Genomic DNA, 16501 nt, shown 5'->3' on the forward strand with positions numbered 1-16501 from the left:
TTCAGCCCTGTTCGACCGGCAGCCAGAGCTCGCACGACGCGAAGTCGCCGGTGAACTCGAGGTAGCGGACGATCGAGGGTCCGGGCCGCAGTCGCCAGGGGTTCGACGGGAACCACTCGGTCGCCGTCGCCGCCCACAGGTTCTGCAGCGTCGCCGGGAACGGGCCGCGCGCGGCGAAGACCGCCCAGGACCCTTCGTCGAGGCGCAGGGAATCGAGGTCGTCGGGCACCGCGGTGCTGTCCTGCAGCGCGACGCCGTGCAGATACGTGAGCAGCGTGCCCTCCGGCGCATCCGGCTCGACGTCGGCCGTGACTGCGAGGATCCCCGCTGGTTCGGCGTCGCCGAGCGCCTTGAGGCGCGCATGCTCCTCGGCCGGGATCGCGGCGATGTGCGCCTGGATGTGGGGGTTGACGCCCTCGTGGATCAGCGGGACCTCGGCGGCGTGACCGGCGAGGACGAATGCGGGACGGTGGGTGATGGTGACGTCCATCGGGATGCTCCCTTCGACGCTCAGGCGGAACCGGAGCGTGGGTTGTGTACGGAGAGGGCCCCCTTCTCGGCGCGCGTCGGCCGGGCCGATGCCGTGCACCGCACGGAAGGCGCGGCCGAAAGCCTCGACCGAGCCGTACCCGTGGTGCACGGCCACATCGAGCAGGCTCGAGGCGCCGGCGGCGAGCTCCGCACCGGCGAGCGTCATGCGACGCCGCCGCACATACTCCGATAGCGGCATGCCGGCCAGCGCCGAGAACATCCGACGCAGGTGGTATTCCGTCGTGCCGTGTTCGCGCGCGAACCCGGCGACGTCGATCTCATCGGAGCCGGTGGCTTCGACCAGGTCGACCAGGGCGTTGAGCGTTCCGATCATGAGATCCTCCTTTCCCCACCATCGTCGCCGCGCCCCGGCCATCGGAACCCGACTTCTGCGGTCCGATTCGATCGGCTCGGGCTCCTGCCGCCCGGGCCGGCCACGCGGGCGAGACTATCGGAAGGTTGCGGCCGTCGCAGTGCCCTGAGCAGCATCGAGCGGCGCTCCGGAATCCCCGTTCACACTCGGCGCACAGAGTATGTGAACCGCGATCACATATTCTCGAAGGGTCGGGGGACTGGGGAGACGATTCGACATGATGGTTAACGACCTGCTCATCGGCGTCCCCGGCGAGCTACCGCCGCTCCCGCGCGAGGAGAATCCGTTCCTGAACACGGACGCTCTCGTCGGCGCACAGATCACCCGGATCCTCGTCGATGTCCTGGGCGGAGTCGTGGGCGTCCTGCTCGAGCTGCGACAGTCCTCGCGCCTCCGCGGCACCACCGCCCTGCTGAGGGTGACCGGTGTGGTGCAGCAGAACTGGCTGAGCACGCGCACGGCGAACGAGTTCACCGCCTGGTCGATCTCCGGAGCCGCCGTGCACCAGGGCGAGAAGGAGTTCCAGCTCGTGGTGGACTGCCTCCCGGTCGGGACGCTCCGCGTCGTCGGCTCCGCGGCCGATTTCACCCTTCTCCAGGCCAGCGCGCTCGATGTGCCGCCTCCGGACTACCGGTCTGATCCACGCGCGCTGATCCGATTCGGCATCGCCAACGAGTCGACGGAGGTCGATCCCATCGGCGTCGCCCGCTCCGCAGGAAGTCGCTGAGACAACGAGATCGGCGCCCGTGAAGCACGGGCGCCGATGAAGAAAAAGTGCGGAGACGAGGGGATTTGAACCCCTGGTCCCCGTGAGGGGACTCCACCTTAGCAGGGTGGTGCACTCGGCCGGACTATGCGACGTCTCCGTGGATCCGACCCGAAGATCGGATGCACTCAGCCATCATAACGGGTTCGGCGAGCAGTCTCGAACCGGGTCGAGGTTCCCGTTCCCGCCGACGCGCACCCGCCCTGAGACGGGATGCGCTCCGGCGCTGGGATACTGGCCGCACATCGTGGACGACGGCGTCCACCGCACCGGAGTGGAGTCGACATGCCCCTGACAGAAGCGGTGGACGAGCAACGCGCCACAGGCCGGCTCGGCCGCCGGTGGGATGACCGCGCTCTCGGGTACGGGATCGTCCTGGTCCTGCTCATCGTGTCGTACGGCCTGTGCGCGATACAGCCCAGCACCGACCCGAGCTCGTGGGCCTTCCTCCCCATGCTCGCGACGGTCGCCATGGTCTTCCATGTGACCAGGGCCCGACCGATGGTCCAGCGGGTCTCCTGGGTCGTGCTCTCCGCCGCCGGGGTCATTGCCGTCGTCGCCGATCTGTTCGGACTCGAGGGCCCGCTGCTCGCCATCCCGCTCTCGGCCGCGTCGATGATCGCGCTCCTCGTCGCCCCCTGGGTGGTCATCGCCCACCAGGTGACCCGTCGCGGCCTCAACCTGGAGGCACTGCTGGCCGCGATCACCGCGTACATCCTCGTCGGCATGTTCTTCGCCTTCGTGTACAACCTGATGTCGCAGATCTCGACGGATCCGCTGTTCGGAGAGGAGAGCCTCGACTCGCTCGGCAACCAACTGTTCTTCTCCTTCACGGCGCTCACGACGACCGGTTACGGAAATCTCGTGCCGGTCGGCACCGGCGGTCAGGCGGTGGCGATCGCCGAGGGCATCACCGGTCAGCTCTTCCTCATCACGGCGGTCGCGCGGATCATGCGGGGCGCGAGCGCGAAGCGCGCCACGACCAGCGACGTCTGAGGGGCGCCGACGCACCCCGGGCACCCTCGCCCGGAAGGGGTGATGCGCGACTCTCGTGCCCCGTCGGGCACTGGCACGATGAGCGATGCGACGCCGCCCGCACCCGACCCCGGGGATCCGCCCCGGTCATCCGGATCCCGCGCCGTCATCGAGCGGGTGCGAGGTGCGACATGGCCAGTGACCGACACGCCGGCGATGGTTCCCGGGGAGCCGGGTCGGTGACCGCATCCGCACGTGCGGCGAAAGCCCGAACCGATGATCGACGTCCCGATCTGCTCTTCAGCGGGGCATCGGGGTATGCGGTCGTCGCTGCGTTGGTCGTCGTCTCGTATGCACTGTGCGCCGCGCAGCGTGGCACGAATCCGAGCCCGTGGGCCTTCCTGGTCACGCTCATGACCGTCGCCGTCGTCTTCCGGGTCACGGCCGCGCCCCGCACGGTGCAGCATGTGGCGTGGATCATCCTGTCAGCCGCCGGGGTGGCCACCATCGTCACGACACTTCTCGGTGCGAGCGGGCACGTCCTCGACATCGTGTTCTCCGCGGCGACGATGTTCGCACTGCTCGTGTCTCCCATCGCGATCATCGGGCACCAGGTGAAGCGACGCGGGCTCAACGTCGAGGCCCTGCTGGCGGCGATCACCGCCTACGTCCTCGTGGGCCTCTTCTTCACGTTCGTCTTCAACCTGCTCTCGCTCGCCTCCTCCTCCCCCGTGTTCGGCGACGCGGGCGAGGACTCGCTCGCCAATCAGCTCTTCTTCTCGTTCACCACCCTCACGACCACCGGCTACGGCAACCTCGTTCCGGCGAACGCGACATCGCAGGCTGTCGCGGTCGCGGAGGCGATCACCGGTCAGCTGTTCCTCATCACGGCCGTCGCGCGCATCATGCGCGGCGCCGGCGCGAACACCACCACCCCCGTCGCGTCCGCTGCGCGCTCGAAGGAGACGTCATGAAGAAGTGGGGCGTCATCGCCGTCCTCGGTTCCACGCAGTTCGTGATGGTGCTCGACGGCACGGTGATGAACGTGTCGATCTCGACCGTCGTGTCCGATCTCGACACCACCGTCACCGCAATGCAGGGGGCCATCACCTTCTACACCCTCACGATGGCCGCGTTCATGCTGCTTGGCGCGAAACTCGGCGATGTGTGGGGCCGCCGCAGGTCATTCGTGATCGGGTCGTGCGTGTATGCGCTGGGCTCGCTGATCACCGCACTGAGTCCGAACGTGCAGTTCCTCTTCCTCGGCTGGTCGATCATCGAGGGGCTCGGCGCTGTGCTGGTGATCCCGGCTATCGCAGCCCTCGTCGCGGACAACTACCGCGGTCGGGAGCGGATCACGGCCTTCGCGATCATCGGCGCCGTTTCCGGTGCGGCCGTCGCGGCAGGGCCTCTGATCGGCGGCTTCGTGACGACGTACCTCGACTGGCGCTACGTCTTCGTGGCCGAGGTCTTCATCATGATCGGAGTCGTGCTGTGCGCACGGATCGTCACCGACCCGACGCCGAGACAGACTGTGCGGATCGACATCCTCAGCGTCGCGCTCTCCTCGATCGGACTCGTGGCCGTGGTGTTCGGAATGCTGCAGAGCAAGACCTGGGGGTGGATCCTGCCGCTCAACCCTCCTGAGATCGGCGGCGTCTCCATCGCTCCGCTCGGTATCTCTCCCGCCGCCTGGCTCATCGTGTTCGGGGTCGTACTGCTCGCGCTGTTCCTCTCCCGGCAGCGGGGCCTCGAACGCGCCGGGCGGGCGCCGCTCGTGCATGTGGGCATGTTCTCGATCACCTCCCTCCGCAGCGGACTGTCGGTGCTCGGTGCGCAGTACACCGCGACGGCCGGTCTCTTCTTCATGGTGCCGGTGTACCTGCAGATGACGCTCGGCCTCGACGCCCTGGAGACCGGCATCCGGATCTTCCCGCTCTCGATCGCCCTCGTGCTGTTCTCCATCGTCGGCACCCGGCTCTCGCGCATGCTGTCGCCGCGGAGGATCGTGCGGATCGGCCAGCTGGTGCTCGTCGTCAGCGCACTCATCCTGCTCGGCTCGGCCACCAGCGACCTGCGCAGCGGATTCTTCGCCACCGGGATGTTCCTCGCCGGTGCTGCGCTCGGGCTGCTCGCCTCGCAGCTCGGCAACGTGAACATGTCGAGTGTGACCGAGAAGGAGACGAGCGAGGTGGGCGGCCTCCAGGGCGTGTTCCAGAACCTCGGATCGTCGCTGGGAACCGCACTCATCGGCTCGATCCTCATCGGGGCGCTGTCGACGTCTTTCGCGTCGGGGGTCGCGGCGAGCGATCTGCCCGACGCCACGAAGACCACGGTCGCGTCCGCCACGGAACACGGCGTCACGATCGTGCCCGCCGCCGATGTCGCCGCCATCGCCGAAGACGCCGGTCTGAGCGACGCGGATGCCGATACCCTGGCGACCGTCTACCGCGATTCGCAGCTGTCGTCGCTGCGCATCGCCTTCTTCGGGCTGATCCTGATCAGTCTCCTGTCCCTCCTGTTCTCGAGGGGGATACCGAACGCGAAGGCCGTACGGGATCGGCGCAGCGAGACGACGACCTGAGGCCGGAACAGTCAGTGCAGACGGAGGTCGATCCGCAAGGATGAGGACCATGACGACCGTCTCCGCGCCGCGCATCGAACACCACCGAGATCCGTTCGGCATCGGGGAACCCCGACCACGCCTGAGCTGGACGCTCAGCGATGCTCCCGCCGACTGGCAGCAGCACGCCTATGCGATCACCGTCGTGCGAATCGACGGAGAGGAGACCTTCGACGTCGCCTCGTCCGAGCAGGTGCTGGTGCCGTGGCCGAGCCGTGCGCTGGAATCCCGCGAGCGCGTCGCCGTGCGCGTCGCAGTGCAGGGCGACGACGGCGACTGGTCCGATCCGAGCCCCGCGACCTGGCTCGAGACGGGTCTGCTGCATGCCGAGGACTGGTCCGCGAGGCCGATCGGACTGGAGCTCGACGAGGATCCGGAGAGCGACGCCCGCCGCGCGACTCTCGTGCGGCGGGGATTCCGCATCGACGGCCAGATCGTCCGCGCACGTCTCTACGCCACTGCCCACGGCCTGTACGACGCCGAGATCAACGGCGTCCGCGTCGGATCCGACACCCTGTCGCCGGGCTGGACCGTCTACCGCGAGCGACTGCGGTACTACACCTACGACGTCACGGGCCTGCTCCGCGACGGCGAGAACGCGATCGGCGCCTGGCTCGGCGACGGCTGGTACCGGGGTCGACTCGGCTGGCGCGGCGGTCACCGCAACGTCTTCGGCCAGGATCTGTCCTTCCTCGCCCAGCTGGAGATCACCTACGCCGACGGGCGGCGCGTGACACTCGCGACCGATGACACCTGGAAGGCCGCCCCCTCCCCCATCCTCCGTTCCGGAATCTACGACGGCGAAGACCACGACGCACGGCAGGAGGTGCCGGGGTGGTCGACGCCCGCGTTCGACGACGGCGACTGGGCCCCGGTCGCCGTGCGCGAGCGCGATCCGCACACTCTGGTGGCCCCGACCGGGCCTCCCGTCCGAGTGACCGAAGACGTCGCTCCCATCGCCGTGCTCACCTCACCGCGGGGTGCGCGCATCCTCGACTTCGGTCAGAACCTCGTCGGACGGGTGCGCATCCGCGTCACGGGACCGCGGGGCGCGACGGTCACCCTCCGCACGGCCGAGGTGCTGCAGGAGGGCGAGATCTTCACGCGTCCGCTGCGCAGCGCCCGCTCCACCGACCACTACACCCTCGCCGGGCGCGCCGACGGCGAGGAGTGGGAGCCGCGCTTCACGTTCCACGGCTTCCGCTACGTCGAGGTCGACGGCTGGCCGGGAGACCTCGATGCGGATGCCGCAGCCGGCGCGCTCACCGCGCGCGTGCTGCACACCGACCTCGAACGCACGGGCTGGTTCGCCTGCTCCGACCCGCTGGTCGAACAGCTGCACCGCAACGTGGTCTGGGGCATGCGCGGCAACTTCGTCGACATCCCGACCGACTGTCCGCAGCGCGACGAGCGCGTGGGCTGGACCGGCGACATCCAGGTGTTCGGCCCGACCGCGTCGACGCTGTTCGACGTCTCGGGGATGCTCACGGGATGGCTCCGTGACGTCGAGGCCGACCAGCTGCCCGACGGCACCGTGCCCTGGTTCGTCCCCGTCATCCCGACCCACAAGGTGTGGGATCCGATCCGACCCGGCGCGGCGTGGGGCGACGTCGCCACACTCCTGCCCTGGACGATCTATCAGCGCTTCGGTGACACCGGCGTGCTCGCCGCCCAGTTCGAGAGCGCCCGACGCTGGGTCGACAAGGTGGAATCCGTCGCCGGTCCCGACCGGCTGTGGAACGAGGGCTTCCAGCTGGGCGACTGGCTCGACCCCGCGGCCCCGCCTCAAGACCCCGGCGATGCGCGCACCGACCGCTACCTGGTGGCGACCGCCTATTTCGCCCGGTCCGCGCGGGCCGTCGCCGACATGGCGCGCGTGCTCGGCAGGTCCGCGGATGCCGCCCACTACGCCGCCCTCGCCGACGAGGTCGCGGCAGCATTCCGCGTCGCGTACGTGAAGCCCGACGGCACGATGACCTCGGACGCCCAGACCGCCTACGCCCTCGCCATCGTGTTCGATCTGCTCCCCGACGCTGCGCAGCGCACGAAAGCGGGTGCTCGTCTCGCCGAACTCGTCCACGCCGACGGCAACCGCATCGCGACGGGCTTCGTCGGCACTCCCCTCGTCTGCGACGCGCTCACCCTCACCGGGCACACCGACGCGGCATACGACCTGCTGCAGGAGAGGGAGTGCCCGTCCTGGCTCTATCAGGTCGTGCAGGGAGCGACGACGATCTGGGAGCGGTGGGATGCCCTGCTCCCGGACGGCTCGGTCAACCCCGGAACCATGACCTCGTTCAACCACTACGCGCTCGGCGCCGTCGCCGACTGGCTCCACCGCAGCGTCGCCGGACTCGCTCCGGCCGAACCCGGCTACCGCCGCATCCGGTTCGCGCCTCGGCCGGGAGGCGGGCTGACGCAGGCGTCGGCAACGCAGCGCACGCCGTACGGCGAGGCCTCGATCTCGTGGCGGATCGAGCACGACAGACTGCACGTCGATCTCGTCGTTCCCGTGGGCACCACCGCCGAACTCGACCTTCCGGGCTGGGCTGTCGAGGAGCTCGGCCACGGGTCGCATGCGCGATCGGTGCCGCTGCCTGGATGACCGCCGGATGCCGGCAGAAGACTCAACCGGCCGTCGACTGCCGCACGATCAACTCGGGGCGGAACCGCACCCGGCGCTCATACTCGCCGTCGGGATCACTGATCGACCGCAGCAGCAGTTCGACGGCCGTGCGTCCGATCAACTGAGCGGGCTGGCGCACCGAGGTCAGCGGCACGACCGTGGCCGTCGCGAAGTCGATGTCGTCGTAGCCGACCAACGCGATGTCCTCCGGCACCCGGATCGTGCGCAAGAGGGTCAGTGCCTGCAGCATTCCCACCGCGAGCAGGTCGTTCGCAGCGAAGACGGCATCCGGACGCTCTCGCTCGGCACGCGCGGCGATCGCCTCGCCCGCCGCGCGGCCGTGGAGCACCGTGAGTGCCGGCATCCGGATCACTTCGAGCGTCGCTCCCGCAACCTCGGCGACCGCTCGGCGGGCACCTTCGAGGCGCTGAGCGACCTGGGTGATCCCCTCGGGGCCACCCACGAAGGCGAGACGACGCCGTCCGATCCCCAGCAGATGCCGGGCGGCGAGGAATCCACCCTCGACGTCGTCGACTGACACCGAGCAGAACGCCGACCCCGCCACCTCACGGTCGACCAGGACCACCGGGATGCCCGACGCCTGCACTCGCAGCAGCTTGTCGTCGTCTTCGGATGCGGGGGTGATCAGCACACCGTTCACCCGCTGCTCGCGAAAGAGGTCGAGGTAGCTGTCCTCACGCGAGGGGTTCTCGTCGCTGTTGCCGAGCAGCACGGCGAGCGAGTCTTCGTCTGCGCGCGCTTCGGCACCACGGGCGACGTCGGCGAAGAACGGGTTGCCCGCGTCCGGGACGATCAGGCCGATGCTGCGGCTGCGACCGGCGCGAAGCTGGCGTGCCGCATCGTTGCGCACGAAGCCGAGCTCGGCGATCACGGCCTGCACGCGCTCGACCGTCGTCGCCGCGACTTTGTCCGGCTGGTTCAGGACGTTCGACACCGTGCCGACAGACACACCTGCCGCCGCTGCGACGTCACGCACACTCACTGCCACTACTGCTCCTCGCCGCTCCGGATGCTGTCCGCAGTGTACGGCAATCGGTCGTCGGGACTCCGGCTTGACGGGCAGTCGGAGGCCTGCGTAGCATGGATATTGAAACGATTCAGACATTCCCGTCACCACGGCAGAGGAGCCCCATGACGCGCGTCGCCTTCCAGCTGCAGATCCGTGCCGAGCTGCTCGACGAGTACCTCGCACGGCATTCCCCGGTGTGGCCGGAGATGCTGGCCGAGATCGCCGCTGCCGGGCGCCGCAACTACACGCTGTTCCTCGGCGACCACGGCACCCTCATCGGGTACTACGAGACCGACGACGATGTCGCCGCTCAGGCGTACCTCGCCGCCTCACCGGTCGCCGCGCGCTGGGAAGCCGAGATGAGCCGGTTCTTCCACGGCCTCGACGGTCGCCCCGACCAGGCGGCCACCGCGCTCACCGAGGTGTTCCACCTCGAAGACCAACTCGCCGCCCGCGGCGAGGTCCCCACCCCCACGACCGACAACGAAAGCAGCGCATCGTGAGCATCCTCTCCCCCGACCACCTCGCAACCCTCGAGAAGCAGGGCATCGAGCTGCCCAGCTGGGCGTTCGGCAACTCCGGTACCCGGTTCAAGGTCTTCGGCACCCCCGGCACCCCGCGCGATCCGTACGAGAAGATCGCCGATGCGGCGCAGGTCAACAAGTACACCGCCCTCGCGCCCTCCGTCGCCCTGCACATCCCGTGGGACCTGGTCGACTCGTACGACGATCTGCGCAAGCACGCCGAAGACCTGGGAGTCACACTCGGCACCATCAACTCGAACACGTTCCAGGACGACGACTACAAGTTCGGCGCCCTCACGCACGAGGACGCCGCCATCCGCCAGAAGGCCATCGACCACCACCTCGCCTGCATCGACGTGATGGACGCCACCGGCAGCCGCGACCTCAAGATCTGGCTGGCCGAGGGTTCGAACTATCCGGGCCAGGCCGACCTCCGCGGCCGACAGGACCGCCTGCAGGAGTCGCTGCAGAAGATCTATGCGCGCCTCGGCGACGACCAGCGCCTCGTGCTCGAGTACAAGTTCTTCGAGCCGGCGTTCTACCACACCGACGTTCCCGACTGGGGCACCTCCTACGCCCAGGTCAGCACCCTCGGCGACAAGGCCATGGTCTGCCTCGACACCGGCCACCACGCCCCCGGCACGAACATCGAGTTCATCGTGATGCAGCTGCTGCGCCTCGGCAAGCTCGGCTCGTTCGACTTCAACTCGCGCTTCTACGCCGACGACGACCTGATCGTGGGCGCCGCCGACCCGTTCCAGTTGTTCCGCATCCTGTTCGAGGTCATCCGCGGCGGGGGCCTGAACAACCCCGACGTCGCGTTCATGCTCGACCAGTGCCACAACGTCGAAGACAAGATCCCCGGCCAGATCCGCTCGGTGCTCAACGTGCAGGAGATGACCGCCCGCGCGCTGCTCGTCGACCGCGATGCTCTCACCGCCGCGCAGAAGTCGGGCGACGTGCTCGCCGCGAACGCCGTCTTCATGGATGCGTTCTACACGGACGTGCGCCCGGCCCTCGCCGAGTGGCGGGAGTCGCGCGGCCTGGCCGCCGACCCGATGGCCGCCTATGCCGCCTCCGGCTACCAGCAGAAGATCGCCGCCGACCGCGTGGGCGGCGTGCAGGCCGGCTGGGGCGCCTGACCACAACCCGTCGACAGCGGGGGGCCCGGGGCGTACCTTCGAGACATGCCGGCCCCTCGCAGGTCAACGCTCCCGCGGTCGCTCTCTCTCGGGAGCGCGACCGCCGCGCTCGGCGTGCTCCTCGCTTCCGGCGCCCCGGCCGCTGCCGTGCCGGGGACACCGGGAGTCATGGCGGCGCCGACCGTGATCCTGTACGAGGGCTTCGAGGGCCCCGTTTCTCCGGCCACGCCGGATTTCGTGCAGACGATCGCCGACTACGACGACGGGGTCGCGCCACCCGTGCCGGGGTATGTCGGCACCAGCGGCGAGCGCTACCGGGCCGACCCGGCGTGGAACGGCCAGTTCTGCAACGGACTCATCGTCGCCGGCGATGACGTCTCGACCGTTCCCACCGCCTCCCAGGCGTCGGACTGCGAGCAAGACGGCTGGAACCAGTCCCGAGCGCTCGCAGAGACGCTGGGAGCCTGGACTTCCCATCCGGACTACCCGTATCCCGCTGTGCCTCGCCCCGAGCCCGGAGCGAATCATGCGGTGAGCTCCTACACCCAAGGGGAGTCTCCGGCCGGCGTGATGGCCGCGACCGTGGTCCCCGTGACCGTCGGCCACTACTACACGGCGACCGTCGATGTGGCCCAGGCGAACTGCTGGACGACGAACCCGGTCGATCTGGCGGTGCGACTGGACGATGGCGTGTCCGAGCCCGTCGCCGCATTCCCCGGCCCGATCGCCGCGTGCGATCTGCCGGTCCACCAGATCAACGGCAACAACGTCGGCACCTTCCGTGGACTCACCTCGCTGCTCGCAAGGTCGACGAGCGTCGAAGTGGTGCTGAGCAACGACCTGGGTGGTGGCGGCGGCGACGACAACGCCTTCGACAATCTCGCGCTCATCGACACCACACCGCAGCTCGACGCGGTGATCGCTGCGCCACCGATCGGCGATGCCTACGCCGCCGACCAAACTGCCCGGCTCCTGTTCACCGTCACCAACACGCACCTCGCCGGTTCGCCCGCCGCGCCCAGCGGAGCGAAGCCGGAATGGAGCTTCGACCTCGCACTGCCCGCCGGCCTCCTTCCCGCCGAGGACCCGGCTATCGAGACGAACTGCCCGAACGGCGAGCTGGACCTGACGTCGGCGAGCATCGTCGGTCGCGGAAGCCTCGGACCGACGGATGTCTCATGCTCGCTCGCCCTGGACCTCGTCTCGTCCGGCGGCGAGTACGTCCTCGATCCTGCCGCGTACGAGCTCACCGGCCTCCTCGCGCCCGCAGCGACATCTGCCCGTTTCGCCTTCGCACCCGGCACGCCCGAGCCGTCCCCGTCGAGCGGCCCGGTCCTGGCGGACAGCGGGGCCGACCCCCTTCCGGCGCTGCTGACGGGCGTGCTCACGGCCCTGCTCGGGGCCGTCCTCATCCGGCCGTCCGCCACGGTGCGTGGACGTCGCGCTCGGTAGCGCCCGCCCCTCGCGCACCGGATAGATTCCTCCCATGGCTCTTTCCGGCAATCTCGAAGCGCAGCGCCGCCGAGACGAACTCGTGGAACTCGCGAATGCCCCCCAGGGCGTCATGATCGAGGCCGCCGCCGAGCTGTTCTCCGTGTCGTCCATGACGATCCGACGAGACCTGCTCGAGCTGGAGGCCGAGGGGCGCGTGCGGCGCGTGCGCGGCGGGGCGACCGCGGCTCCGCGAGCTCGCCCGTTCGATGCGCGGCGTGCCATCCGAGCGAGCGCGAAGCGGACGATCGCCGAGAAGGCGCTCCGGCTCGTGCCCGACCAGGGCGCCATCGCACTCGACGCATCCTCGACGGTCAACATGCTCGCCTCGGTCATCGGCCCCAGAGCCGGGCTCACGGCGTACACGAATTCCTTCGAGTCGTTCCAGGTGCTGCACCCCCTCGAGGGTGTGACGGCGGTGATCTCCGGCGGGACCGCCGAGCCGACCACGGGCAGCCTCGTCGGGCCGATCGCCCGCCGCAGCATGCGGTCGGTCTACTTCGACATCTTCTTCTCCTCGGCGGATGCACTCGACAGTGCGGACGGCACCTCCGAGGTGTCCGTGGAGGAGGCCGAGCTGAAGCAGGCGATGGCCGCGAACGCCGGCACGACAGTGGTGTGCGTCGACTCCAGCAAACTCGAGCGCCGGTCCGTGGCCCGGGCGCTGGAACGCGAGGATATCTCGGTGCTCGTCACGGAACTCGACCCGTCCGACGAGCGGCTGAACGCTTTCCGGCAGACCGCCGACGTCCTCTGACCACTTTCCGCTAACGTAGTTTCATGTTATCTTTCACAAGAAGTAACAGAATGAGTGCACACGGTCGTGTGCTTCGCCCCTGTCTTGGAGAGTCATGACGAACCCCACCGCCGCCGCCCTGATCGCCCGGTCGAATCGCCTCGGCGCCGACCCGAAGAACACGAACTACGCCGGCGGGAACACCTCCGCCAAGGACACCGAGACCGACCCCGTGACGGGGCAGCCGGTCGAGCTGATGTGGGTCAAGGGCTCCGGCGGAGACCTCGGCACCCTGACCGAGAGCGGCCTCGCCGTGCTGCGCCTCGACCGCATGCGCGCGCTCGTCGACGTGTACCCCGGTATCGACCGCGAAGACGAGATGGTCGCTGCCTTCGACTACTGCCTGCACGGCAAGGGCGGAGCCGCCCCCTCGATCGACACCGCCATGCACGGCCTCGTGGATGCCGCACACGTCGACCACCTGCACCCCGACTCCGGCATCGCGATCGCGACCGCCGCCGACGGCGAAGCACTGACCGCGAAGATCTTCGGCGACAAGGTCGTGTGGGTGCCCTGGCGTCGTCCCGGCTTCCAGCTCGGACTCGACATCGCCGAGATCAAGGCGCAGAACCCGCAGGCGATCGGTACCATCCTCGGCGGTCACGGCATCACCGCCTGGGGCGACACCTCGGAAGAAGCCGAAGCGAACTCGCTGTGGATCATCGACACCGCCGCCCAGTACATCGCCGAGCACGGCAAGGCTCAGCCGTTCGGCGGCGCCCGCGCCGGATTCGAGGCTCTGGCTCCGACCGAGCGCCGCGAGCGTGCAGCCACCCTCGCCGGCACCGTCCGCGGCATCGCGTCGACCGACAAGCCGATGGTCGGACACTTCACCGATGCCGACGTGGTCCTCGACTTCCTGGCGTCCGAGAAGGCACCGGAGCTCGCCGCTCTCGGCACCAGCTGCCCCGATCACTTCCTGCGCACCAAGGTCAAGCCGCTGATCCTCGACCTGCCGGCCACGGCATCCGCCGAGGAGCAGATCGCACGGCTGCACGAGCTGCACGAGCAATACCGCGCCGACTACCAGGCCTATTACGACGCGCACGCCACCGCCGAGTCGCCCGCCATCCGCGGCGCCGACCCGCTCATCGTGCTGGTCCCCGGCGTCGGCATGTTCTCCTACGGGGCGAACAAGCAGACCGCCCGGGTCGCCGGCGAGTTCTACGTGAACGCGATCAACGTGATGCGCGGCGCCGAGGCGCTGTCGACCTACGCGCCCATCTCGGACGCCGAGAAGTTCAACATCGAGTACTGGGCGCTGGAGGAGGCCAAGCTGCAGCGTATGCCGAAGCCGAAGACGCACCAGGGCCGCATCGCGTTCGTCACCGGCGCCGCCTCCGGCATCGGCAAGGCCATCGCCACCCGCCTCGCCGCCGAGGGCGCCTGCGTCGTGATCGCCGACCTCGACCTCGAGAAGGCCCAGGCCGCCGCCGCGGAACTCGGGAACACGGATGTCGCGATCGGTGTCGCCGCGAACGTCGCGGATGCCGATGCCGTGCAGGCCGCGCTGAACGAGGCGGTGCTCGCGTTCGGCGGCATCGACCTCGTCGTGAACAACGCCGGCCTGTCGCTCTCGAAGCCGCTCCTGGAGACCACCGAGAAGGACTGGGACCTGCAGCACGACGTCATGGCCAAGGGCTCGTTCCTCGTGTCGAAGGCCGCCGCTCGCGTGCTCATCGACCAGAAGCTCGGCGGCGACATCATCTACATCTCCTCGAAGAACTCGGTCTTCGCCGGCCCGAACAACATCGCCTACTCCGCGACCAAGGCCGACCAGGCCCACCAGGTGCGGCTGCTCGCGGTCGAGCTCGGCGAGTTCGGCATCCGGGTGAACGGCATCAACCCCGACGGCGTCGTGCGCGGCTCCGGCATCTTCGCCTCGGGTTGGGGCGCCAACCGTGCCGCGACCTACGGCGTCGCCGAAGAGGACCTCGGCCAGTTCTACGCCAACCGCACGATCCTCAAGCGCGAAGTCGTCCCCGAGAACGTCGCCGACGCGGTCTACGTGCTCACGGGCCCCGAGCTCAGCCGCACCACGGGGCTGCACATCCCGGTCGACTCCGGCGTCGCCGCCGCGTTCCTGCGATGACCCGCGTTCGTCGAGTGCACGGCTTCACGCCGAAGGCACGCCCTGTTCACGTCGCCTGGCCGTGCGCTCGAGCGGATGCCGTGCACTCGACGAGCGGAGCGCGCCGATGAGCGTCCGGGCCGTCGCCGCGGTCGACCTCGGCGCCACCAGCGGGCGCGTGATGATCGGGCGGATCGGAGACGGGCGGCTCGACCTCGAGCTCGTGTCGCGGTTCCCGAACGGACCGATCGAGCGCGAAGACGGACTGCACTGGGACTTCGGCGCCCTGTACGAGCACGTCGTGGCTGGGCTCGCCGAGGCCGTCCGCCGCGAACCGCGCATCGAGAGCATCGGCATCGACTCGTGGGCCGTCGACTACGGCGTGCTGAAAGACGGCGAGCTGCTCGCAGAGCCTTTCCACTACCGCGACGAGCGCTCTGCTCGCGGCGTCGACGAGGTGCACGACATCGTCCCGTTCGCCGAGCTGTATCAGCGCAACGGACTGCAGTTCCTGCCGTTCAACACGCTGTATCAGTACCGCGTCGACGAGCGCCTCGCCGAGGCCGACACCGCGCTCCTCATCCCCGACCTCATCGCGTTCCTGCTCACGGGCGTAGCGGTGGCCGAGCGCACGAACGCCTCGACCACCGGCCTGCTGAGCGTCACGGACGGCGAATGGGACACGGCGCTGGCCGACCGCCTCGGCATCGCCACGCGCATCCTGCCGCGGCTCGTCGACCCCGGCACGACGATCGGTGTTCTCCGCCCGGAGCTCGCCGCCCGCATCGGCGCCGACCTGCCGGTGATCGCGGTCGGCTCGCACGACACCGCATCGGCCGTCGTGGCGGCTCCCCTCTCCAGTCCTGCCTCCGCGTACATCTCGTGCGGCACCTGGGGCCTGGTCGGCGTGGAACTCGCGCAGCCGGTGCTGACGGATGCCGCGCGCACCGCGAACTTCACCCACGAACTCGGCGTCGACGACCGTTACCGGTTCCTGCACAACGTCACGGGGCTCTGGCTGCTCAGCGAGACGGTGCGCGCTTGGGAGGCCGAGGACGGCGGGGCCATCGATCTGCCGGAGCTGCTCGCTGCGGCATCCGAGGTCTCCGGTGACGGGCCGGTGTTCGATGCCGACGACCCGTCGTTGAGCGCGCCCGGTGACATGCCGGGACGGATAGCGGCGCTCCTCGGCGACCGCGCCCCGAAACCGCGACCGGCGTTCGCGCGTTCCATCGTCGAGTCGATCGCCGCGGCGTTCGCTCGCGCGGTCCGGACGGCCGCCGATCTGTCGGGCCGCGAGCTCGACAGCATCCATCTCGTGGGCGGCGGATCTCTCAACCGGCTGCTGTGCCAGGCCACTGCCGACCGCACGGGCCTGCCGGTGCTCGCGGGCCCGGTCGAGGCGACGGCCCTGGGCAACGTGCTCATCCAGGCGCGCGCTCTCGGCGCCGCGCCCGCATCGCTCGAGGAACTGCGCGCCGTGGTCGCGGCGACGCACACGCCGGCTCGCTTCGACCCCCGCTGACCCGCACCGGTCCGCGCTCGCGCTCCCC

13 protein-coding genes and 1 tRNA gene are annotated in these 16501 nt (G+C 69.3%); 11 read left to right on the forward strand and 3 right to left on the reverse strand.

Going from position 1 to position 16501, the window contains the following annotated elements; all coding sequences use genetic code 11:
- Position 1: 1 nt before the first annotated feature.
- A complete protein-coding gene (locus tag DW298_RS13945; protein WP_136043070.1) occupies positions 2-865 on the reverse strand; it encodes an AraC family transcriptional regulator in 864 nt (287 codons plus the stop codon).
- Positions 866-1121: 256 nt separating this feature from the next.
- Here DW298_RS13945 and DW298_RS13950 point away from each other — a divergent pair, with 256 nt between their 5' ends.
- On the forward strand, positions 1122-1631 hold the full coding sequence (locus DW298_RS13950) for a hypothetical protein (RefSeq protein WP_136043071.1): 510 nt from the start codon (positions 1122-1124) through the stop codon (positions 1629-1631).
- A 50-nt stretch (positions 1632-1681) separates the two neighbouring features.
- On the opposite strand, the gene DW298_RS13955 is transcribed toward DW298_RS13950, so the two are convergent.
- Positions 1682-1770 (reverse strand) — tRNA-Ser (locus tag DW298_RS13955).
- Between the two features lie 185 nt (positions 1771-1955).
- Here DW298_RS13955 and DW298_RS13960 point away from each other — a divergent pair.
- From DW298_RS13960 to DW298_RS13975, 4 genes are all read left to right on the forward strand, one after another.
- Complete coding sequence (locus DW298_RS13960; RefSeq protein WP_136043072.1) at positions 1956-2666, forward strand: potassium channel family protein; 711 nt, start codon at positions 1956-1958, stop codon at positions 2664-2666.
- A 218-nt stretch (positions 2667-2884) separates the two neighbouring features.
- Entirely contained in the window at positions 2885-3619 is a 735-nt protein-coding gene (locus tag DW298_RS13965; RefSeq protein ID WP_240745136.1) for an ion channel, read from the forward strand.
- Positions 3616-5229 (forward strand): MFS transporter, encoded by a 1614-nt coding sequence (locus DW298_RS13970; RefSeq protein ID WP_136043074.1) that lies wholly within the window; start codon positions 3616-3618, stop codon positions 5227-5229. Before DW298_RS13965 ends, DW298_RS13970 begins: the two co-directional genes overlap by 4 nt.
- A 49-nt stretch (positions 5230-5278) precedes the next feature.
- A complete protein-coding gene (locus DW298_RS13975; protein WP_136043075.1) occupies positions 5279-7873 on the forward strand; it encodes a glycoside hydrolase family 78 protein in 2595 nt (864 codons plus the stop codon).
- Positions 7874-7895: 22 nt separating this feature from the next.
- Here the strand turns inward: DW298_RS13975 and DW298_RS13980 are convergent, their stop codons facing one another.
- Positions 7896-8903: a LacI family DNA-binding transcriptional regulator gene (locus DW298_RS13980; protein ID WP_205820377.1), complete on the reverse strand. Its 1008-nt coding sequence runs from the start codon at positions 8901-8903 to the stop codon at positions 7896-7898.
- A 143-nt stretch (positions 8904-9046) separates the two neighbouring features.
- On the opposite strand from DW298_RS13980, the gene DW298_RS13985 reads away from it, so the two are divergent.
- The 6 genes from DW298_RS13985 (at position 9047) to DW298_RS14010 (ending at position 16473) form a co-directional block, all read left to right on the forward strand.
- On the forward strand, positions 9047-9427 hold the full coding sequence (locus DW298_RS13985; RefSeq protein ID WP_136043076.1) for an L-rhamnose mutarotase: 381 nt from the start codon (positions 9047-9049) through the stop codon (positions 9425-9427).
- Positions 9424-10590, forward strand: a complete 1167-nt coding sequence (gene rhaI, locus DW298_RS13990) for an L-rhamnose isomerase (protein ID WP_136043077.1) — start codon at positions 9424-9426, stop codon at positions 10588-10590. The genes DW298_RS13985 and rhaI overlap by 4 nt, the downstream gene beginning before the upstream one ends.
- Before the next feature lie 45 nt (positions 10591-10635).
- On the forward strand, positions 10636-12042 hold the full coding sequence (locus DW298_RS13995) for a hypothetical protein (RefSeq protein ID WP_136043078.1): 1407 nt from the start codon (positions 10636-10638) through the stop codon (positions 12040-12042).
- Between the two features lie 34 nt (positions 12043-12076).
- Positions 12077-12838 (forward strand): DeoR/GlpR family DNA-binding transcription regulator, encoded by a 762-nt coding sequence (locus DW298_RS14000; protein WP_136043079.1) that lies wholly within the window; start codon positions 12077-12079, stop codon positions 12836-12838.
- A gap of 94 nt (positions 12839-12932) precedes the next feature.
- Positions 12933-14969: a bifunctional aldolase/short-chain dehydrogenase gene (locus DW298_RS14005; protein WP_136043080.1), complete on the forward strand. Its 2037-nt coding sequence runs from the start codon at positions 12933-12935 to the stop codon at positions 14967-14969.
- Positions 14970-15075: 106 nt separating this feature from the next.
- A complete protein-coding gene (locus tag DW298_RS14010; RefSeq protein WP_136043081.1) occupies positions 15076-16473 on the forward strand; it encodes a rhamnulokinase family protein in 1398 nt (465 codons plus the stop codon).
- Positions 16474-16501: the final 28 nt, after the last annotated feature.

The organism is Microbacterium sp. A20, assembly GCF_004794515.1.
GTDB lineage: Bacteria > Actinomycetota > Actinomycetes > Actinomycetales > Microbacteriaceae > Microbacterium.